Annotated in this window: 18 protein-coding genes; 14 read left to right on the top strand and 4 right to left on the bottom strand. The window is 56.2% G+C overall.

What is annotated here, in order from left to right:
- Window positions 1-55: 55 nt before the first annotated feature.
- Window positions 56-1957 carry a multiheme c-type cytochrome gene (locus tag GOW92_RS01030; protein WP_368040237.1) on the bottom strand — a complete coding sequence of 634 codons (1902 nt, stop codon included), beginning with the start codon at window positions 1955-1957 and terminating at the stop codon, window positions 56-58.
- On the bottom strand, window positions 1954-2820 hold the full coding sequence (locus GOW92_RS01025; RefSeq protein ID WP_170557220.1) for a YihY/virulence factor BrkB family protein: 867 nt from the start codon (window positions 2818-2820) through the stop codon (window positions 1954-1956). The genes GOW92_RS01030 and GOW92_RS01025 overlap by 4 nt, the downstream gene beginning before the upstream one ends.
- 178 nt (window positions 2821-2998) lie before the next feature.
- Here GOW92_RS01025 and GOW92_RS01020 point away from each other — a divergent pair, with 178 nt between their 5' ends.
- The 8 genes from GOW92_RS01020 (at window position 2999) to GOW92_RS00985 (ending at window position 11426) form a co-directional block, all read left to right on the top strand.
- Window positions 2999-4084, top strand: a complete 1086-nt coding sequence (locus GOW92_RS01020; protein ID WP_170557218.1) for an AI-2E family transporter — start codon at window positions 2999-3001, stop codon at window positions 4082-4084.
- Window positions 4085-4087: 3 nt separating this feature from the next.
- Window positions 4088-5200, top strand: coding sequence for an acetoin utilization protein AcuC (locus GOW92_RS01015; protein ID WP_368040236.1), 1113 nt, complete (start codon window positions 4088-4090; stop codon window positions 5198-5200).
- A gap of 108 nt (window positions 5201-5308) precedes the next feature.
- Window positions 5309-6286 carry an AAA family ATPase gene (locus tag GOW92_RS01010; RefSeq protein WP_170557216.1) on the top strand — a complete coding sequence of 326 codons (978 nt, stop codon included), beginning with the start codon at window positions 5309-5311 and terminating at the stop codon, window positions 6284-6286.
- A gap of 17 nt (window positions 6287-6303) precedes the next feature.
- The gene (locus tag GOW92_RS01005) at window positions 6304-7251 is read left to right on the top strand and encodes a DUF58 domain-containing protein (RefSeq protein ID WP_170557214.1); all 948 of its coding nucleotides are present in this window, start codon (window positions 6304-6306) and stop codon (window positions 7249-7251) included.
- Window positions 7248-7721, top strand: a complete 474-nt coding sequence (locus tag GOW92_RS01000) for a DUF4381 domain-containing protein (RefSeq protein WP_170557212.1) — start codon at window positions 7248-7250, stop codon at window positions 7719-7721. The genes GOW92_RS01005 and GOW92_RS01000 overlap by 4 nt, the downstream gene beginning before the upstream one ends.
- Window positions 7721-8704 (top strand): VWA domain-containing protein, encoded by a 984-nt coding sequence (locus GOW92_RS00995; protein WP_170557210.1) that lies wholly within the window; start codon window positions 7721-7723, stop codon window positions 8702-8704. Before GOW92_RS01000 ends, GOW92_RS00995 begins: the two co-directional genes overlap by 1 nt.
- Window positions 8701-10206 carry a VWA domain-containing protein gene (locus tag GOW92_RS00990; RefSeq protein WP_170557208.1) on the top strand — a complete coding sequence of 502 codons (1506 nt, stop codon included), beginning with the start codon at window positions 8701-8703 and terminating at the stop codon, window positions 10204-10206. Before GOW92_RS00995 ends, GOW92_RS00990 begins: the two co-directional genes overlap by 4 nt.
- A 149-nt stretch (window positions 10207-10355) precedes the next feature.
- The gene (locus tag GOW92_RS00985; protein ID WP_254452868.1) at window positions 10356-11426 is read left to right on the top strand and encodes a hypothetical protein; all 1071 of its coding nucleotides are present in this window, start codon (window positions 10356-10358) and stop codon (window positions 11424-11426) included.
- 2 nt (window positions 11427-11428) lie between these two features.
- On the opposite strand, the gene GOW92_RS00980 is transcribed toward GOW92_RS00985, so the two are convergent.
- Complete coding sequence (locus GOW92_RS00980; protein ID WP_170557205.1) at window positions 11429-12109, bottom strand: Crp/Fnr family transcriptional regulator; 681 nt, start codon at window positions 12107-12109, stop codon at window positions 11429-11431.
- Window positions 12110-12304: 195 nt separating this feature from the next.
- On the opposite strand from GOW92_RS00980, the gene GOW92_RS00975 reads away from it, so the two are divergent.
- From GOW92_RS00975 to cls, 3 genes are all read left to right on the top strand, one after another.
- On the top strand, window positions 12305-13915 hold the full coding sequence (locus GOW92_RS00975; RefSeq protein WP_254452867.1) for an arylsulfatase: 1611 nt from the start codon (window positions 12305-12307) through the stop codon (window positions 13913-13915).
- Window positions 13916-13988: 73 nt separating this feature from the next.
- The gene (locus tag GOW92_RS00970) at window positions 13989-14963 is read left to right on the top strand and encodes an HAD family hydrolase (protein WP_170557203.1); all 975 of its coding nucleotides are present in this window, start codon (window positions 13989-13991) and stop codon (window positions 14961-14963) included.
- A gap of 24 nt (window positions 14964-14987) precedes the next feature.
- A complete protein-coding gene (gene cls, locus GOW92_RS00965) occupies window positions 14988-16400 on the top strand; it encodes a cardiolipin synthase (RefSeq protein WP_170557201.1) in 1413 nt (470 codons plus the stop codon).
- Here cls and GOW92_RS00960 read toward each other — a convergent pair.
- Window positions 16397-16831, bottom strand: coding sequence for an ion channel (locus GOW92_RS00960; protein WP_170557199.1), 435 nt, complete (start codon window positions 16829-16831; stop codon window positions 16397-16399). The two genes, cls and GOW92_RS00960, sit on opposite strands and share 4 nt — an antisense overlap.
- Before the next feature lie 170 nt (window positions 16832-17001).
- Between GOW92_RS00960 and GOW92_RS00955 the strand changes: the two genes are divergently transcribed.
- From GOW92_RS00955 to GOW92_RS00945, 3 genes are read left to right on the top strand one after another with little or no spacing between them, the layout of a single operon-like run.
- Window positions 17002-17649, top strand: coding sequence for an ABC transporter ATP-binding protein (locus tag GOW92_RS00955; protein ID WP_170557197.1), 648 nt, complete (start codon window positions 17002-17004; stop codon window positions 17647-17649).
- Window positions 17646-20060 carry an ABC transporter permease gene (locus GOW92_RS00950; protein WP_170557195.1) on the top strand — a complete coding sequence of 805 codons (2415 nt, stop codon included), beginning with the start codon at window positions 17646-17648 and terminating at the stop codon, window positions 20058-20060. The genes GOW92_RS00955 and GOW92_RS00950 overlap by 4 nt, the downstream gene beginning before the upstream one ends.
- Window positions 20050-21090, top strand: coding sequence for a lipocalin-like domain-containing protein (locus GOW92_RS00945; protein WP_170557193.1), 1041 nt, complete (start codon window positions 20050-20052; stop codon window positions 21088-21090). The genes GOW92_RS00950 and GOW92_RS00945 overlap by 11 nt, the downstream gene beginning before the upstream one ends.
- The last annotated feature ends 12 nt before the right edge of the window (window positions 21091-21102 follow it).

Raw genomic sequence — 21102 nt, 5'->3', positions numbered from 1 at the left:
GATACATGCGAAATTTGCCGGGAAAATGACGGAAACCGGGCCAAGCGATGCCGTTTCAGCGGCCCAGCTGTTCCTTCAACTGCAAAAGGTTTGGGTCCTCGGGGATGATCTTTAGCCCCCGCTCCAGAACATCGCGCGCGGCCTGTGGACCGCGATTGATCTGCGCCAGTTGCACCAACATTGGCCAGGCTTCGGCGCGTTGCGGGTCCAGCGCGACGACCTCTTGAAACGCCTGCTCTGCAGCAGCCGCGTTGCGGAACGTCAGGGCCATGCCGCCAAGCACAAGATGCGTTTCGGGAAAATCAAGACGGTTGGAAATCGCCGCCTGCCACTCAGACATGCCCTGCCCCGACAATTGCCGCTGGTCTGCAGTCAGAGCTTGTGGCGGAATGTTCAGGAACTCTTTTGCTGCGGAGATGCGGACATTTCTCAGCGGGTCGGACAACAACGGTTCAAGCCGTTGGATTTGATCGGGCAAGCTGGCCTGACGCTGCAACGGCGCTGCGTTTGCGCGAACCAGAGAGTCCTCGTCCTCCAATAGCCCAGCCGTTCTGGCCGCTACATCAGCGGACCCAAAAGGTTGAAGCAGATAAGCGGCCGTGGCGCGCACGATACCGGGTTGATCACGGTCGGTCGCAATGTCCAGAAGTTCCTCCGGCCCATCCGCGCGACCCAACGTTGCCGCCTGAAAGGCCGTCCCGAAATGCGGCTTTCGATGCGCGCTGTCCGGGAACCAGCCTTCGATTTGTTGGGCCGCCCATGCCTGATCCTGATCCGAATGGCAATCGGTGCAGGCGTCCTGCCCCAGCCCCAAATCGGGACGAGGTATACGGAAGCTATGATCGCGCCTGCCGTCGACCCCCATGTAGACGCGCTCAATCATATGGCATGACTTGCACTGCGCACCCTCGCTGCCTTCAGTGTGATTGTGATGTTCCGGCGTGTCGTACTCATTTGCCGTCAGAGTGGGAAACCGCGGGTTTGTGGCAGGGGAATGACACTGTGTACACACCCCATTTCCATCCGCCTTAAGCGTCGCGCTATGAGGCTCGTGGCAATCCATGCATCCGACGCCACGATCATACATCTTGGATTGCAGGAACGATCCGTAAACGTAGACCTCATCCAAAATCTGACCGTCCGGGTGGTAAAGCCCTGGTCGAAGCACCGCCAGATTATAGGCGTCATGATAAGGAGTTCCGGGCAACGGATTGCCGTCCCCATGCGCCTCGCGGCGGGAATGACAGCCCGCACATTGTTGGATCTCGGATTCGGTCTGCCCCCGCCCCCAGTCCATCGTGAACCCGGTATCGCCAAGACCTTGGGGTAGACTTTGCCCCCCAACCCAGTCGATATGCGCCGAGCCCGGGCCATGGCAGGCTTCGCACCCTACCCCGATCTCGGCCTGAACCGAGTCGTATGACCGGGTTTCAGCGCTGTACTGCTTCTCAAAACCGGTCGCGTGGCATTCTGCACATCGTGCATTCCAATTCTTGTAAGGTCCGGTCCAGTGCAGCCCATCATCGGGCGGCAAATCCTGATCGGGATAAAGGTGAAACCACTGTTTCTCCTCGGTATCCCAGACAACATCGAAACTCTGCAAACGGCCGGATTCTGTTTCGAACAGGTATTGCTGCAACGGCTCAATGCCAACAACAGAATGCACGCCGTAATCGGTGGTCACCCCGTCCTTTTCCGTGACCTTTGCATTCAATCCATCTTGGTTGTCGGTAAACTCTACTGACATCCCGCCATGGTCGAACCGGGTTCCGTCAAAATCGGCTACGACGGTCCCGTCGTCGACCTCGGTCCAAGCCAGCGCGTGGTGGGATTTGGACCACGCCGCGGCCTCGTCTTTGTGACATTCAACGCATTGCGCCGACCCCACAAAAACAGGGGACTGGCCAAAAGCGACCACGGGCATCAGCAGCCCAACACTCAAAATCAGAAATTTCACAGAGAGCCCCGATCCTGATTGCTTTCCAAGTCCATCAAAGCGCCGTTGTATTCGGCCCCAAGGATCAGAATTGCCGCGCACAGGTACAAAAAGATCAATGCCGCCATGACCCCGGCCAATCCCGCATAAGTCGCACTATAGGTGGCGAATTGCGCGATGTAGATCGAGAATCCCCAACCGCCAGCAGCCCACAAGGCCAACGTCAGCAAGACACCCGGCAAGATTTGCATCAGCTTATGCCGCCGCGTCGGCAGGATCAGATGCGCCAGCAGAACCGTGCCAGCGGGAACCGCCACCGTAAATGTCCAGCGCAGCCGGTCCACCGACAACCAGTCCGAGACGTTCACATCCGTCTTCTCGCTCACCAACTGGGTATAGGCAGGCAATACAACTTCGACCGCAGCAATGCCCAGAATGGCGACGCCCCCTACGATTACGAGCCCCAGGCACAGCAGCCGGGTTTTCCAAAACGGCCAGACGTCGCTGTCGTGATAGGCTTGGTTCATGGCCGCACGCACCGCCATGACACCGTTCGAGGCGAAGAAGATCGCCAATAAACCACCCAGCGTAATCACACCTGAGCCGGATTCCTGAAGGACAGCCCGCAGCTCGGCCACGATTGGCCCCGCAACGTCCTTAGGCCACGCCCCAAAAACAAGCTCGATCAGTTCATCAGTGACATAGCCCTGCGACAGCGACCCTGCCAAAGCCACTGTGAACAGCACAAAAGGAAACAGCGCCAACATCAAAGACATCGCGACGTGGCTGCTCATCACGAACCCGTTCTTGTTGCTGAACCGAACAACAGCCAGCCACAGCGCCTGAACCGGGCGGCCGAATGAGGGAATCACACGAGCATTCATGGGCTCAGCCTAACCCGCCTCGCCTTTCCACTGAAACGGCAAATCCATTCTCGGTGTAAATTAACGCGCCCAAATATCTGGCCACATTGCAAAATCCTGCCCAGCTGTGCAGGATCGCCTTACAGACTGACCACCATTCGGTTTAATGTCCCACGCGGCATCACAGGCGGGCTTTACGATGACTTTGGAACCTGATCAGAACACGGGCGGTCCGCGACTGAAACTGTCTGTGGTTCGGGACGCAACGATTGTGGCAACGCTTATCGTATTGGGCCTGTACGCAGGTTCGGCATTTTTGATCCCGTTGACTATGGCTCTGCTGATCAATGTTTTGATCATTGCGCTGAGCGACCGGGTCATCGCGTTGGCGCCCGTACCGGTCTGGCTGGCCAATATCGCCGCCGTCACCGTTGTTTTGGCCGGTTTGTTTGTGATCATGTACATCCTTGGCAGCCAGGCGACGCAGTTCGCCCGGACTATCAGCACCTATGAAAACCAGTTCGATGGCGCGGTGAACCGGATCACTGGACTGGTCGGCAATGACGTCACCACGTTTATCCGGGACAACCTGGTCAGTATCGACATGTCATACGTCGCGCGCGTTTTGCTTAGCAGTGCAACATCGCTGCTGAACCAGTTCTTCCTGATCAGTCTTTATGTCGCCTTCCTGATGGCCGAGCGTCTGGCCTTTCGCAAAAAGATCCAACTGGCGGCGGGCAATCCCGAAACCGGGGCCGAGTTCACGACCATTCTGGATTCAATCACATTCAGCCTTCAGCGCTATGTCGGGGTAAAAACCTTCATCAGCCTTGTCACGGCGGGCATCAGCTATTCAGTCTTCAAGGTACTTGGGCTGGAGTACGCCGAGACATGGGCGGTGCTGACCTTCGCGTTAAACTTCATCCCATCCATCGGCTCTATCATCGCCGTGATCTTTCCGGCCATGATTGCGCTGGTTCAATATGAAACGATCGGACCCTTCCTTGTCATCGTATTCGGCTGCGGAACCATCCAGTTTCTTATCGGCAATTTTGTGGACCCCGCTTTGTTGGGCCGGTCGCTGAATATGTCTACGTTTCTGGTAATCCTTGCGCTGACCTTCTGGACAACTGTCTGGGGTCTGATTGGTGCGTTCCTAAGTGTACCTTTAACCGTCTGCATACTGATTATTTTCAGCCATATACCCGCCCTTAGGCCCGTAGCCATTCTGATGTCGCTTGATGGTCGTCTGGGTGATGACAATGTTCCGGCGCGGACCCAATAGCCTGTGCAAAGCCCGATTTTCATAGGGTCCGAGATCTATCGCCATTCGACCTACGGTTCAAAACACCCCCTGGCCATCCCGCGCGTCTCAACCGTTATGGATCTTTGCCGCGCGCTGGGCTGGCTACATTCGGGAAACTACAGGGTCAGCCCCTGTGCAAAGCCCGGCGCGCTGCACCACTTTCACACGCCCGACTACATCGACGCGTTACAAGCCGCAGAAAATGCCCAGTGCGTTTCTGATAACGTCCGCCGGACCTATGCGCTGGGTACGATATCCAACCCGGTTTTCCCCGAGATGTACCGTCGCCCGGCCACCGCCGCCGGGGGTTCAATGCTGGGCGCGGAACTGATCCGTGATGGCGGCATCGTCTACAATCCAGCGGGCGGAACACATCATGGCCTGCCTGACCGCGCTAATGGGTTTTGCTATCTGAACGATCCTGTTTTGGCGACATTAACCCTTTTGCGAATGGGCCTTGATCGGATTGTCTACATCGATATCGACGCGCATCACTGCGACGGGGTCGAGGCCGCTTTTCACGGCTCAGAAAAGGTCCGGATGATTTCTGTGCACGAGACAAGGCGTTGGCCATTTACCGGCAGTCTAGAAGATGACGCAGGCGGTGCAGCTTTTAATCTGCCGGTTTCCCGAAACCTCAACGATGATGAATTTGACGCCATTCTCGACCAGTTGATCCTCCCCGCGACCGAGGCTTTCAAGCCGCAGGCCCTTGTCCTGCAATGCGGTGCCGATGCGGTTGCCGAAGACCCGCTATCGCGCCTTACACTGTCAAACAATTCACACTGGAAAGCCGTTGCTTCGTTGAAAGATCTCGCGCCCCGCGTTCTGGTTCTGGGCGGTGGCGGGTACAACCCTTGGTCGGTTGGCCGATTGTGGAGCGGCGTCTGGGCCACTTTAAACGGCTTTGATGTCCCATACGTCTTGGAGGCGGAAGCGCAAGCGATACTTACCGGGCTATACTGGAACCGGGCGGCCGGTCGAAACCCTCCGCCGCATTGGGTGAAAACCCTACGCGATGATCCAAATCACGGTCCTATCCGACCAGAATTGAAGGAAGATTTGCGGTGGCTGACCGCGCGGATTTCCCGGTAGATCAGTAAATTAAAGATTGCTAACATACCGCCGTTACGAGACATTTTCTAATCACCGCACAAAACCACTAAGTCAGTTCCGAAAATTGACACCGATTGGATCCGCCACATGAATGCACTTAATCAGATAAATGATCTCAAAGCCCGCATGGGGCAGTCCATTATTGGTCAGACTGACGTGATCGACAGGTTGCTTATCGGAATGCTGGCTAACGGAAACTTGCTGATCGAAGGACTTCCCGGCCTGGCCAAGACCCGCGCGGTCAAGGCAATGGCCCGTAATCTGGACGCACGTTTTAGCCGCATTCAGTTCACCCCGGACCTGCTTCCATCCGACGTAACCGGCACCGAGGTGTTTCAGCAAACCGACGACGGCGGCACGTTCCGCTTCGAACCGGGCCCCATCTTTGCCAATATTGTTCTGGCAGATGAGATCAACCGTGCCCCTGCCAAGGTTCAAGCCGCGTTACTGGAGGCGATGGAGGAACGGCAGGTAACCGTCTCAGGAACAACACATAAAATGGAACCGCTGTTCATCGTGATGGCGACACAGAACCCGATTGAACAAGAAGGTACCTATCCTTTGCCCGAGGCTCAGATGGACCGGTTCCTGATGCATGTGCAAATCACATACCCGCCGGTCGAGGACGAGGTTGAGGTCATCCGCCTGGTCCGGGGCGAAGAAAACGCAGTACGCGAAGGCGGCGCCAAAGATGCGCCGCCGACAATACCTCAGGACGCAGTATTTGCTGCTCGGGCCGAAATCGGACAAATTCACGTTTCAGACGCTATGGACCGCTATATGGCCGATCTGGTGCAAGCAACGCGGACGCCCGGCGCGCTGAGTGAAGAACTGGCCAGTTGGATCGACATTGGAGCTAGCCCACGCGCCTCGCTCGCTTTGGACAAATGCGGTCGTGCGCATGCTTGGATGAACCAGCGTGACTATGTCGACCCGGCAGACATACGCGCCATCGCCCATGATGTTTTCCGCCACCGCATTACACTTAGCTTTGAAGCACAAGGAAGCGCCAAATCGGCGGATAATGTGATTTCGGAAATCCTGCAGCTTGTCGCGCTGCCCTGAAACCAAAGGAACGCCGCGTGTCCCAGACCGCCGCACATCCCGACGACCCTCGCATCCACGTAGATGCGAACCACTTGCTCAGGCTGGGCTCGAAGTCACGCGCGATTAGCCTGCTACCCAGGCAACCGGCCCGTTCGATCCTTAACGGTCGTCATGCCTCGCGCCTACGGGGGCGCGGCCTGAACTTTGAAGAGCTTCGCAACTACCTTCCCGGGGACGACATCCGCACGATCGACTGGAAAGTGACCGCCCGCACCGGAGAGCCCCATGTTAGGGTCTATACTGAAGAACGAGACCGCCCCGCTCTCTTGTTGGTGGATCAGCGCGTTTCGATGTTCTTTGGCACTCAAATCTACATGAAATCGGTCATCGCGGCCGAGGCTGCGGCAATTTCGGCACACCGGGTTTTGGGGCAAGGTGATCGCGTCGGTGGGATTGTCTTTGGCGACACTGATCTGGCCGAACACCGACCTCAACGGCGACCTGCCGCCCTGACACGGTTCCTGTCTTCGGTGGGCGCGCTGAACTCCAACTTGAGCGCAGCGTCGCGCGATGAACCGACAGTGACATTGAATGACGTGCTTAAACAGGCCGCGCGGATCGCGCATACCAATTCCCTGGTGTGTATCTTCTCAGACTTCGACGGATTGACCGAGGCGTCTGAGAAACTGCTGCGCAAACTTTCGACTTCGAATGATCTGATATTGTTCAATATTTCAGATCCCAGTTCGCGCGAGCTTGCCCCAAACCTTCGACTTACCGTGTCCGACGGTGACCGTCAGATACAACTCGACAGCGCGGAGCCAGATTTGTCACACCGCATACGTTCTGCGCTGGAAGATCGGCTTGCACAGTTGCAGACCTGGTCTCGACGTTATGGGTTTCCCGTCGTGCCGCTGACCACGGCAGAACCAACACTCGACCAACTTCTAAAATTATTCGGCCATCCCGGAGGTCAGAGATGAGCGTCGATGTCGAAGGCAAATCGCTGGTCGACTTGCTGGATATGCTGGAACCTGCCCCTGCGCCCGAGCCGATATCCATGATGCCGCAAACATGGGGATGGGGTATTCTGGCTGTCATACTTGTCGGGTTCATAGCCTTTGGAATTTATGCTCTTGCCCGACACCGACAGTTAAACGCCTACAGGCGTGAGGCTTTGGCCGAATTGGCCGCGTCCGATAACGATCCCGCAAAAGTCGCAGAGATAGTCCGCCGCACGGCGTTGGCTGCATATCCCCGACGGCAAGTCGCAGCTCTGCACGGGGATGACTGGATAAACTTCCTGAAGCAAAATGCTGAAAATATAAGCTTTTCTGAGAATGAACGCCGCCAACTTTTAGAGGCACCATACAAAGAAACCAAACCGGACCCAGAACTGACGAAACTCGCGCATGACTGGATCAAATCCCACAAACGGGAAAGTGCAGCGTGATGCTTTCCTTTGCCGCGCCATGGGTTTTTCTACTGCTTCCATTGCCATTGTTAGTGTATTGGCTTGCGCCGCCACATCGCGAGAAAAGCAGCTCAATCCGCATTCCTTTCTTTCGCCATGTCGCGCAGGCCGCAGGGGTTGAACCCAGGTCAGGATCCGTCATCCCCCGCCGCGCGCGTCTTCAGGCCGCCTCGATCGTATTGATCTGGCTCTTTCTGGTGACAGCGATGGCTCGCCCGGAAAAATTGGGCGAACCCTTAGTTGTCGAAAAGTCGGCCCGCGACGTGGTACTTGCCTTGGACATATCCGGGTCAATGGACCAGCGGGACTTCACAGCGACGGATGGCACCCCGAAACAACGACTGGCTGCAGTTAAGGATGTATTGCGTCAGTTCATCGCCGAACGGCAAGGCGACCGAATGGCATTGATAATTTTCGGCACACGGGCATTTGTACAAGCACCATTCACCGAAGACCTGAACAGTTTGAATGGGTTCTTGGATCAAACTCAAGTTGGCATGGCTGGACCCAATACGGCCCTAGGGGATGCTATTGGACTGGGTATTCGAACCTTCGACTCCAGCGAAGTCGACCAGCGCCTTATGATTGTTCTGAGTGACGGAGCCGACACATCCAGTCGCATGACACCTGTAAACGCCGCCGCCATCGCCGCGGAGAAAGGTGTAGCCATCTATACAATCGGCGTCGGGGACCCTGACGCCTCGGGCGAGGACCGCGTCGATCTTAACGCTTTAAAGGAGATCGCGGATCGAACAGGCGGCGAGTACTTCTTTGCCGATGACGAAGATGCTCTGGCCGACACATATGCACGCATTGACGAACTCAATCCCCGGGTTGTGGAAACGCAAAGCTACAGACCGCGTGAAAGCCTTGCGCATTATCCACTCGCTCTGGCTTTGGTGACAATGCTAATCAGCATGACTGGCGGGCACATCAGCCAACGACGCAGAGGTGCGACATGATCGATGCGTTGGCCAATTTTCATTTTATCCGAGTGTATTGGCTGGTGTTCCTCATTCCGGTCGCTGCCCTTTGGTGGCTAATGCGCCCCAGGCCAAAATCGCAATCTCTATCCATATCCGGCATCGCGCCTCACCTTGCCGCTGCTTTAACTTTGGGGGCCGAAGACGAAAGGCGTGTTTATCCGTTAGACGTTGCAATGATCGCGGCAATCCTCGTGACGTTAGCCGCGGCTGGACCAACATGGTCGCGGGCCCCAAATCCATTGATCGCGGACACTGCACCTTTGGTTATTGCGCTGAAAGTCACTGACAGCATGGAGGAACCTGACCTGCCCCCGTCCCGACTGGACCGGGCCAAGTTTAAGGTAACCGATCTGATCAATTCGCGTGTCGGCGCGCGAACCGCTTTGATCGCTTATGCCGGAACCCCGCACCGCGTCGCGCCCTTAACCGAAGACGCCAACATCCTGCGCCCGCTTTTGGAAGGTCTCGCGCCCGCTGTCATGCCAAAACAAGGGGATGCAGCCGCGGATGCCCTAACCCTTGCGGAAGCGATCCTTAACGACAGCGAAACGCCCGGAGCAGTCTTGTTCGTTCTGGACGATCTCGATCCATCACAATTGGCGGCTTTTGAGAACACGACCATTCCCGTGTTCTTTCTGACCATGCTGCCGAATAGTCAAAGTATCGCTCAGTTAAATGATCTGAGAAACGCGACGGTTGTGCCATTTTCCAACGATGAACGCGATATCAAGCGATTAGAGCGCCAAATTCAATCAGCCTATACGGCGGCGCTAGATGATGACGACCGACTGGACTGGCAGGACAAAGGGTGGCTGTTGGCCTGGCCTGCCGCGCTATTATCTCTGCTCTGGTTCCGGCGCGGTTGGGTTATCCATTTACTGGTTTTTGCTGCGATTTTTGCGTCGCCATCTGGACCTGCAATGGCCGATGGATGGAAGAATTGGTTCCTGACACCGGATCAGCAGGGGCAGATCGCGATGAACCGGAAAGACTATACCCAAGCAGCAGAGCTGTTTGAAGACCCGTATCACAGGGGTTATGCGCATCTGAAGGCCGGTCAGTACCCCGAAGCATCCGCTATCTTTGCAGAACTGGACACGCCCGAGGCCGCCTTTTCCGAGGGAATGGCGCGCATTCGGAACCGTGAGTACCGACCGGCCATTTCGGCATTTGAAACAGCATTGGAGCGTCGGCCAGACTGGCCTGAAGCTCAGCACAACCTTGAGGTTTCGAAAGCGATCCTCGAGTTTGTTGAAACGACGCGCGAGCAGTCGGACACCGGAGAAGAAGCCGGGATCGGTGCCGATGACACAGTCTTTGACAATGAAGCAGGGCGTGGTGAAAACACGACTATACAAGCCCCGATCGAAGGTGCGCAGGCCATGTCTGCCGATCAATGGATCAGCACAATCGACACTGACATGCAGGACTTTCTTCGCAACCGGTTCTTGTTGGAAAATCAGGTGCAAACGCAATGAGATACTTGGCATTCCTCATGCTTTTCCTCCCGATGCAATTATTGGCACAAACAAGCATACGGCCAAAAGTCACAGCCGAGGTGCCCACTGATCCTGTCACTGTTGGCCAACCGGCGATCGTACGGATAAAGGTGCTTGTCCCCACATTCATGCCGTCCCCGCCGGTGTTTCCATCGCTGGAGCAAGAGAACCTGCTTGTGCGCCTGCCCGAACGCGCCTCTGGCCCGATCAGCGAAACCGTGGATGGCGAAACCTGGTCTGGTGTTCAACGCAGCTATCGTCTGTATCCGCTAAAGGCTGGATCGGTTGCATTCGGCAAGCAGGAGGTAATCGTCACTTTTGCCGATCCCGAAACGAATGCGCCAACGCAGGTCAACGTCCCCCTGCCCGAAATGGCCCTTGATGCCATCGTACCTGAGGGCGCACGCGATCTGGACCCGCTGATCCTGGCAACGGGTTTCACTGTCGACCAGCAGATCGACGGATCAACCGATATGGAAAATGGCGCTGCCATCACGCGCCGCCTAACGGCAAAGATAGCAGGTACAACCCCTTTTTTGGTTCCTGAATTGATCCCTGAATTGCAGGACCCCTTGCTAAGCGCATATCCCAAAGAGCCGCGTTTCACCGAGAGTGAAGACCGGGGTGTGCTGTCCGGCCAACGGGTCGACGAGGTCGTCTATCTTGCACAGCAAGGTGGGCAGACCCAACTGCCAGCTATCACGATCCAGTGGTTTAATCTGGGCACCAATCAGGTTGAAACCATTGATATCGGCGCGGTTGATTTGACGCTTGCCGCACCGAAATGGCAGCCGCCGGATGTGGGCACAATTCTGAATTTGATTGCTTGGGCCGCCGGGTTGGCGCTGGTTCTTTGGGCCACAGCGCGGTTCCTTGGCCCACGTATCAAAAGTTGGCAACAGGCACGGCACGAGAAGTACCAAGCTTCGCCAGACTACGCGTTGAATTCGCTTAAGAAAGCCCTGCAAGCACATGATATCTCGTTGGCGTATTCGGCTTTAGAGACGTGGAAACTGCGCAGCGATAACCCGGAACAATCCATCGGTCTTGAAAACCAACTGGCGATTATCGGGGCCGCAAGGTATTCATCGCGCAACGCCCCAAAACCTGAGGCTTGGGCTGCGGCGCTGTCAGAGATTAATGTCATGAAAGAGGCAGCTCACAACACTCGGAACCCGCTGCCTCCGCTTAATCCCTGAGATCAGCACTGGCAGGCCGCGATCAGCTTTCGCCTGTCTTTGAGGCGCACTCGACCGTAACCGAGCTCGATCAGCCCCTGATCCGCAAGGTGATGCAGTTTACGGTGCAACGTTGGAACCGACACGGCCACCATCTCGGCCAGTTCATCCTGTGACACGATAATCCAACCATCGGATTTCGAGGCACCCTCATCTAAATGCAGAAGCCGAAGAACCAGTCGTTTTTCGGTTCCCGTCACTGCCAGATTAGCCATTATGCGCAGGGCGGTTTGCATATTTTCGTGCGACAAAGCATAGAAATCGCGAACATATTCTGGATTGTCGCGCACCAGCCGGTCCAGTCGTAAGGACGGGAAAAACAGTGTTCTGGTGTGCTGCGTCGCAATAACGCTAACCAATCTGCTGGACTCGGCGAACAAGGCAAGGTCACCAATCCAGAACCCGCCTCCCTGTCTGTGTACCACGAATTCCTGCCCGTCATCGGCCGGAGCGGTGATTTGAACGGCGCCGTCTAGAACTCCATAGACACCGTTGGCTAAATCTCCGTGATGATAAAGGGCCTCGCCCTCCTCGAATGGCTTGCCGATCCCGCACGCCAGCAAGTCAGCTTGAAAACCCGCGCCACGCGCCCCGAGCCATCCCGAGTCCAGCAACCGTTGTCGATCATGCTGATTATCAAACATTAGTATTCTTCAATCTCATCATATGATAGGTTTCCAGACATTGTCATAGCCTAAACTACGGCTATTCGATTCTCGACGTAATGTGGAATTTTCCGACCGAGAATCAACATCTTGTTGGCGGATAAAAACAACCGTCAGCATCAAATACTTTTAATTCAACGGGTCACAAAGATCCGGTCAATTCAGGAGTACACCATGTCACCACCCCGTATGATTGCAGATAATTGGCGCGGCACTTTGCGCAAATTCGCTGTGGCATCTGTCGCTGTAGCGTTGGCCCTGCCCGCCTGGGCCCAGGATCAAAAGCCAAATATTCTTGTGATCTGGGGCGACGATGTCGGGCAATCCAATATCTCGGCTTACACGATGGGTCTGATGGGATACCAAACGCCAAACATCGACCGCGTGGCAAACGAAGGCATGATCTTCACCGACTATTATGGTGAACAATCCTGTACCGCAGGCCGTTCATCTTACATCATGGGCCAGTCGGTTTACCGGACGGGCCTGTCCAAGGTCGGTCTGCCGGGTGCGGATCTGGGCATGCAAGTCGAAGATCCCACCATTGCCGGATTGCTGAAGGACCATGGTTATGTCACCGGCCAATTTGGTAAAAACCACCTTGGCGACAAAGATGAGCATTTGCCGACAAACCATGGTTTTGATGAGTTTTTCGGAAATCTCTATCACCTGAATGCCGAAGAAGAGCCTGAGAACGAAGACTATCCGGGCGATATGGTTTTGGCCGATGGCCGCACCTTCCGTGAGGCTTATGGCCCACGCGGTGTGATCAAGTCCAAGGCAGACGGAACCATCGAAGACACCGGCCCGCTAAGCAAAAAGCGCATGGAAACCGTTGATGACGAAACCGTCGCCGCGGCAATAGACTTCATTAAGCGAGCCAATGAACAAGGCCAGCCCTTCTATGTCTGGTGGAACGGCACCCGCATGCACTTCCGGACCCACGTCAAAGATGAAATGCGCCAAAAGGCCAACGAAATCTACGGCGGTGCTACCGATGAGTACACCGCTGGCATGATCGAACATGACATGCATGTCGGGCAACTGCTGGACTTGTTGGACGAACTGGGCATCGCGGACAACACCATCGTGCATTACTCAACCGACAATGGCCCGCACATGAACACATGGCCGGATGCCGCGGCGACACCGTTCTGGGGTGAAAAGAACACAAACTGGGAAGGCGGCTGGCGTGTTCCGTCAATGGTTCGCTGGCCCGGTCAGATCGAAGCCGGATCGGTCACCAATGAGATCGTTCACCACATGGACTGGCTGCCGACATACCTGGCAGTTGCTGGCGACCCGGACATCAAGGAAAAGCTGAAAGCGGGCTATAGCTCGTCCGGCATGGGTCGTGACTACAAGGTGCATCTGGATGGATATAACATCCTTCCCATGTTGACCGGCGAAACGACCGAAAGCCCACGTTCTGAGATTTTCTACTTCTCGGATGACGGCGATCTGACCGCTTTGCGCTATGACGACTGGAAGCTGATCTTCCTTGAGCAGAAAGCATGGGCAACGCTGCGGGCCTGGATTGAGCCCTGGACCGAACTGCGTATTCCGTTGATCGTGAACCTGCGTCGTGACCCGTATGAGCGCGCCTATCGTACGTCCAACACTTACTACGACTGGTTGTTGGATCGGGCGTATTTCCTGGTTCCGGCACAGCAATATGTTGGAAACTTCCTGGCGACATTCCAGGAATTCCCACCGCGCCAGAAAGCGGCAAGCTTCAACCTGGATCAGGTCATGGATAAGCTGACGACACCGACAAACAATTAAGTCGCGTGTGAAGACAAATCGGGCCGCCACATAAATGGCGGCCCCTTTCATCTTGAAATTAAATGAGAAGTTTATGCGACATATAATTCTTAGCGCGCTTCTGTCCTGTGCCCCGCTGTCTGTGTTTGCAGACCCGTTACCCAGCTGGACCGAGTCTGACAGCAAAGGCAGGATCATTGAATTTGTCGCCGCCGTAACTGACCCGCAGCGTCCTGAATACGTGACACCGGCCGAAAGGATTGCCGTTTTCGACAATGACGGTACGCTTTGGGCCGAACAACCTGTTTATTTTCAACTGATTTTTGCGATGGATCGCTTGGCGCAGTTGTCCAAAGACGACCCCTCGATCCTGACTACACCAGTACTCCAGGCCGCTGCACAAGGTGATTTGAACACAATCGCAGAAGGTGGTCATGACGCCTTGATTGAGGTTTTGAATGCCTCACACTCAGGCGTTTCGGTTGACGAATTCCAAAGTGCCGTCGCCGACTGGCTGGCGACCGCCCGGCACCCGGATACCGACCTGCCTTTTGATAAGATGACTTATCAGCCGATGGCTGAATTGCTGCGATACTTGCGTGATGAAGGCTTCAAAACCTACATCGTCTCGGGTGGTGGCGTGCACTTTATGCGCGTCTTCGCCGAGGAGGCTTATGGCATTCCACCCGAACAGATCTTGGGCACATATATGGACACCACTTATGACAGCGCGGACGGCAAGCCAGTCATCACCAAAGCAGATGGCATCGCTTTCATAGATGACAAAGAAGGCAAACCGATCAATATCGAACGGACCATTGGCAGACGCCCAATTCTGGCCGGCGGAAATTCAGATGGTGATTTTGCCATGTTAGAATGGACCACAGCAGGCGATGGACCCCGGTTAGGTGTTCTGATTCACCATACAGATGCGGAACGTGAATGGGCCTATGACCGGGAAAGCCCGATCGGAAAACTGGTCGATGGATTGGATAAAGGCCCAGAGATGGGTTGGGTAATCGTAGATATGGCGCAAGACTGGTCACGCATCTACACTGGGGCGAACTGAACCACCCCGGAGACCGATAACCCTATGTGGACACTGCTTGTTTCCGTCTTTGTCTTTGCGCTTTACACAACAGCAGTTGTTTTTGCCGTGCGCGCGGCACAAACCGCGCGGACACCCCAAGGCGCAGTTGGCTGGGTGGTCTTTCTGATCTCGGCTCCGATGTTTGGCGTGCCGCTTTACCTGTTTCTGGGGCACCACAGGTTTCGGGGCTACCGTATCGCGCGCAAGGAAAGTCAGCGCGTGGTCGAAGGGATCAAGACCTTCGCCGACTACTCGAAACCCGATGCCGGCAAAATGCATATCAATCCCCGGCCGTTTGAGGCGCTGGCGCACATGCCCGTGTCGCGCGGCAACGGAGCCGAGTTGTTGGTGGACGGTCAGGCCACATTTGACGCGATTTTTGAGGCCATCGACGAGGCCAAAACTTACGTTCTGATCCAGTTCTACATCGTCCGCGCTGACGCCCTTGGTCAGAAACTGAAGGACAAACTGATCGAAGCCGCCAAACGTGGTGTCAGCGTACGCTTCATGATGGACGCGGTCGGGAGCTACGGCTTGCCTAAAGATTACATCGAAGAAATGCGCGAGGCTGGTATCACCGTATCGGACCCACATGAACAGCGCGGACCAAAGTTCCGTTTTCAATTGAACTATCGCAATCACCGCAAAACCGTGGTTATCGACGGCGAAACAGGATTTATTGGCGGCCACAACGTCGGGGTCGAATATCTGGGCCAAGACGCGCATTTCGGACACTGGCGCGACACCCATGTCAGGATGACCGGCCATATCGTCCGGCAATTGCAATTGATCTTTATCGAAGACTGGCATTGGGCTCACGAAGAGGACCTGATCGACCAACTGGATTGGGCCGGGTCCGAGGCGGATCAAGACATGAACGCCCTACTCGTGGCGACGGGTCCGGGCGATGAAACCGAAACCGGATCGATGATGTTCTTCGCTGCCATAACCGAGGCACGGGAACGTATCTGGATCGCATCGCCGTATTTCGTGCCTGATATTGATATCATGACCGCTCTGAAACATGCGGCCTTGCGGGGCGTCGATGTGCGCATCCTTGTGCCTGATGTCATTGACCATCGTTTGCCCTGGCTGGCCGCTTTTGCCTATTTCGATGAGGTCCGCGCCTGCGGTGCGCAAATCCTGCGCTACACCGACGGCTTTATGCATCAAAAAGTTTTCGTAGTGGATAACTCGCTGGCCGCGGTCGGAACCACCAATCTCGACAATCGGTCATTTCGGTTGAACTTTGAGGCAATGGCGTTGTTTTTTGATCCTCAGGCGGCCGCTGCTGTCGGCGCAATGCTGCAAGAAGATTTCTCTAAAAGCTATGAGTTGTCGCGATATCTGGAACAGCAACCCATCCATATACGCTTGGGCGCTCCATTGGCGCGATTGTTCTCACCGATCCTTTAAGCGATGAACCTTTCCTGGAACACACGGGTCATAAGGGCGACCATGTACGCAGTGGACAGCCCAAAGGCCAACAGGCCTGTGACCGCAGCGAAGGTACCAAAAATTCGCAGGTCCTCTCCCAAAACGATGTCGCCATAGCCAAGCGTTGTGAAGGAAACCAGCGAGAAATACAGCGCTGTGTTCCAGTCGGGCAAAACATCGCCAAACACCCAGACGATTGCCCAAATCCAGACCTGAATGGTGTGAGTCGCCACAATAAAGGCCAGCGCGGTCGCAATTGGACCGGCCGTTGCCAGCATTGCGCCTTTGCTTTCCCAACGCTCGATCAGCCGATTGATGGCCAGCGTGCAAACCGTCAAAAGGAAAATTTCGACCAGGAAGCAAAGTCCAAGAAACGTGCTGCCCCAAAGGATTTGCTGTGACAAGGTCATGTTTTTGCATCCTGAATTGTAACGACGATGGATCGCTTCACAATGACCTGCACAGCCGGTTGAGACAACCCGCTCACCCATCCCCGCAGTGCGGCGAAAGGAACCTATGGTGCGTCTACGCTGGACAGTTGGCGGAACTGTTGCAAATCCTTGTGAAAATGAGGGCAAACATGCTTGTAATATTTGACAAGGTTCAGAAATCCTATCCCGGCGGCCGACCGGTTCTGCGCGATGTGTCATTGTCGCTGGACCGCGGGCAGACGCTGGCACTGACCGGCGAAAGCGGCAGCGGAAAAAGCACCTTGCTGAACCTTGCAGCCGCATTAGACACTGTAGACAGCGGGGAAATCACGCTGGACGGCACAGCTCTGTCGAAGTTGGATGATCCCGGCCGGGCTTCCCTGCGCCGCAAGTCTTTGTCGCTGGTGTTTCAGCAATTCAACCTCATCCCGTCCTTGACCGTCGATCAGAACCTTTCGTTTCATGCCCGATTGGCCGGATGCCATGACCCCGATTGGTGCGCGCATCTGGCAGATAGGATGGGTCTTTCCGATCTACTTGCTCGATACCCAGAGAACCTATCAGGCGGGCAGCAGCAGCGTGTTGCCATCGGTCGCGCAATGGCCGCACGGCCGAAATTGTTGTTGGCGGATGAGCCAACGGGAAATCTGGACGAAACCGCCAGTGCAACCGTTCTTGATCTGATGTTGTCGCTTGTCGCGGATACCGGGGCCGCGTTGCTTTTGGTCACTCACTCCCACGAGATCGCCTCACGACTGGATCGGCGAGTTCATCTGGCTGGCGGGCAACTCGCATGACAATGGCAGTCATCCAGGCGCTGGCCTCTCATTGGCGGGCGCACCGGCTGCAACTGATGACCCTGCTTGTGGGCTTGGCTCTGGCGACTGGCCTCTGGTCGGCAGTGCAGGCCATAAACGCCGAGGCACGTGCTAGTTATGGTCGCGCAGCCGATCAGTTGGCACTGGGTCAATTCGACGAATTACATCATCCAAACGGTCCGATCCCCCTGTCTCGTTATGTCGAGTTGCGGCGCGCAGGTTGGCAGGTTGCCGCGGTTCTGGAAGGACCAATACGGATCCAGGGTCAAACCGTTCGCGTCCTTGGTGTGGACATGGTGGCCTACCCCGCCCTGCCCGCCATTACACAGATGGAACAAAGCGGCACGCCCCCAGATCCAGCTGATATGTTGACTGCGCCGGGGCTATTGCTGACGACACCAGCTTTGGGGCCACTTTTGAACGGCCAAACCGGGCTGCCTCCAGTTCTAATCAGCGACGCCTTGCCCCCCGATTTGATCCTGACCGATATCGGCGTGGCCGAGGTATTGCTGAACCAGTCAGGCAAAGTTTCGCACCTGATCATTTTGCCGGATCAACCCGGCGCAGTCCCACCGCTGACAGACATCGCCCCCGAATTGGATCGAATCCTAGCCCGGGAACAGTTGGATACAGCGCAACTCACCCACAGCTTTCACCTGAATCTATCTGCCTTCGGTCTGCTGTCCTTTGCCGTTGGCCTGTTCATTGTGCACGGAACCGTGGGGCTGGCCTTTGCCCAACGGCGCGGCATGATCCGGACCCTTCGGGCCCTGGGCGTTTCGATGCGCCGCCTTGTCTGGTTAATAATGGCCGAGCTGTCCGTACTCGCGATTATCGGTGGGACACTTGGTCTGGTGCTGGGTTTTTTCCTCGCAGGTGCCCTGCTCCCCGATGTCGCTGCAACCTTACGCGGGCTATACGGCGCACCGATCAGCGGCCAAATTTCGCTGCAACCGCAATGGGCGCTGTCTGGTTTAGCAATGGCCTTAGGCGGTACGTTTCTGGCCAGTGGGCACGCTTTGTACCGCCTGTCGCGGATGCCGGTGCTAAGTGGCGCCGGATTGCAGGCTTGGCGCAGCGCGGCCTCAGGCAGTTGGATCGTCGCTATTGCTGGCGTTGCGGCAATTGTCGGGGGCATTCTGGCCTTGCTACTGTTCGGAGGGTTGGTCGCAGGCTTCGTCATGGTCGCCGGGATGCTTGTCGGATCGGCTTTGGTACTGCCCTATGCTTTATCGCTAGTCCTGATCCTTTTTCAGCGTTCGGCCAAAGGACCGATTGCTCAGTGGGTCTGGTCGGACATGCGCGCGCAACTTCCGGGTTTGTCGCTGGCGCTAATGGCGCTCTTGCTGGCACTTGCCGCGAACATCGGTGTCGGCACGATGGTTTCCAGTTTTCGACTGACCTTTACCGGCTGGTTGGATCAGCGCCTGACATCCGAGCTTTACGTGACTACCGCCACTGATCAGCAAGGTCGGGACGTAGCCGAATGGCTGAGCTTCCAGGTGGACGCTGTTTTGCCAATCCGCAGTGTTGAATTGGCGCACTCATCGGGGCCTTTGTTTCTTTATGGCATCATCGACGATCAAACTTATCGAGAAAAATGGCCACTGATCAGCGCCTCCGACGGGGTGTGGGATCGAGTTATCGATGGCACAGCCGTGTTGGTCAACGAGCAGCTTGCGCGCCGGGAAAACCTGTGGCCGGGGCAATCGCTGGTGATCACACCCACCCTGACTTTGACCATTGCAGGGGTTTATTCCGATTATGGCAACCCAACTGGCCAAGCCATCGTTTCGATGCCCCGACTGGATGAGGTTGCACCCAACGCTGAGGCGCGACGCTTCGGCATTCGGGTCGCGCCCGGCCGGGCGACGGAACTGGCCCAAGCCTTGCGTGAAGAGTTCGATCTCCCGCCGCGCGCAGTTGTGCAGCAAGCTGTAATGAAGGCGCAATCCATGGCGGTGTTCGAAAAGACATTCGTGGTAACCTCAGCCCTGAACATCCTGACGTTGGGCGTCGCAGGGTTTGCCATACTAACCAGCCTGCTGACGCTGTGGACACAGCGGCTGCCCCAGATTGCACCTGTCTGGGCTCTTGGGTTGACGCGCACGGAACTGGCGCGGCTCGAGCTGCTGCGCAGCGTATTGCTTGCCGCCTTGACTGCTGTTCTGGCCTTGCCGCTGGGATTAGCTTTAGCCTGGGCCTTGCTGAGCGTCATCAACGTCGAAGCGTTTGGCTGGAAGCTGCCAATGTATCTTTTCCCGTTAGACTGGGCCTATCTGCTGGGCCTGACTCTGCTTGCAGCGGCAATTGCAGCTGCCCTGCCCGCCGCGCGGCTGTTGCGTATGCCTCCCGCAGACCTACTTAAGGTATTTGCAAATGAACGTTAGAACTTGGCTGATCGTTTTGTTGCTGCTCATACCGGGCCTATCCCGTGCTCAAGGGTACGCAGGCTTGGGCGGTTCTGCCGAAGGGTTCACTGTGCCGCAACCGGATTATACGTTTCAGTTTCCGCAGGATCATGGCCCTCACCCGGAATACCGGATCGAATGGTGGTATCTGACGGCAAACCTCAAAGGTGAGGACGGGCGCGACTACGGCATCCAGTGGACACTGTTCCGGTCGGCCCTGAAACCACATGAGGCCGAGGGATGGCAAAGCCCACAGATCTGGATGGGCCACGCGGCGTTGACCACGCCCGACAAGCACTACTTTGCGGAACGCCTGTCACGCGGCGGCATCGGTCAAGCCGGGGTTACGGCTGAACCATTTGAGGCCTGGATTGACGAATGGCATATGCGAGGCGACGATCCAAGCGCTGTAAATCTGTCGGCAAATGGCGCAGATTTCGGTTATGACCTACAGCTCACGGCTAAGGGACCGCTCGTTTTTCATGGCCAGAACGGGTATTCCGTCAAATCCGCAGATGGGCAGGCCAGCTACTACTATTCCCAGCCGTTTTACGAGGTCCAAGGCCTATTGCGCCTGCCAGATGGCGACGTCCCGGTCACTGGACAAGGGTGGCTAGATCGTGAATGGTCGTCGCAACCTTTGGCGGCGGATCAAAGCGGCTGGGACTGGTTCTCACTCAGCTTCGATGATGGTGACAAGATGATGGCCTTCCGGCTGCGTGGCGAGCGCAGTGACTTTACGGCGGCCACCTGGATCACCGCCGACGGAACGACAACTGCAATTCCCGATGGCGAGGTGGCGTTCGAACCGTTGACCACATCGCTCGTCGCCGGCCGCGATATCCCTGTCCGATGGCGTGTCACCTTGCCCACCCGCGATCTCGACGTCGAGGTATCAGCGCTGACACCCGATGCGTGGATGGCCACCCGGTTCGAATACTGGGAAGGTCCCGTCCAGATCAGCGGCAGCCATTCCGGACGGGGATATCTTGAGATGACTGGCTACTGATAGGCTCAGTCG

Origin of the sequence: Ruegeria atlantica, assembly GCF_013032505.1 — a bacterium.
In the GTDB taxonomy this organism is placed as follows: domain Bacteria; phylum Pseudomonadota; class Alphaproteobacteria; order Rhodobacterales; family Rhodobacteraceae; genus Ruegeria; species Ruegeria atlantica_F.
This window is presented reverse-complemented; position numbering and strand designations above follow the sequence as displayed.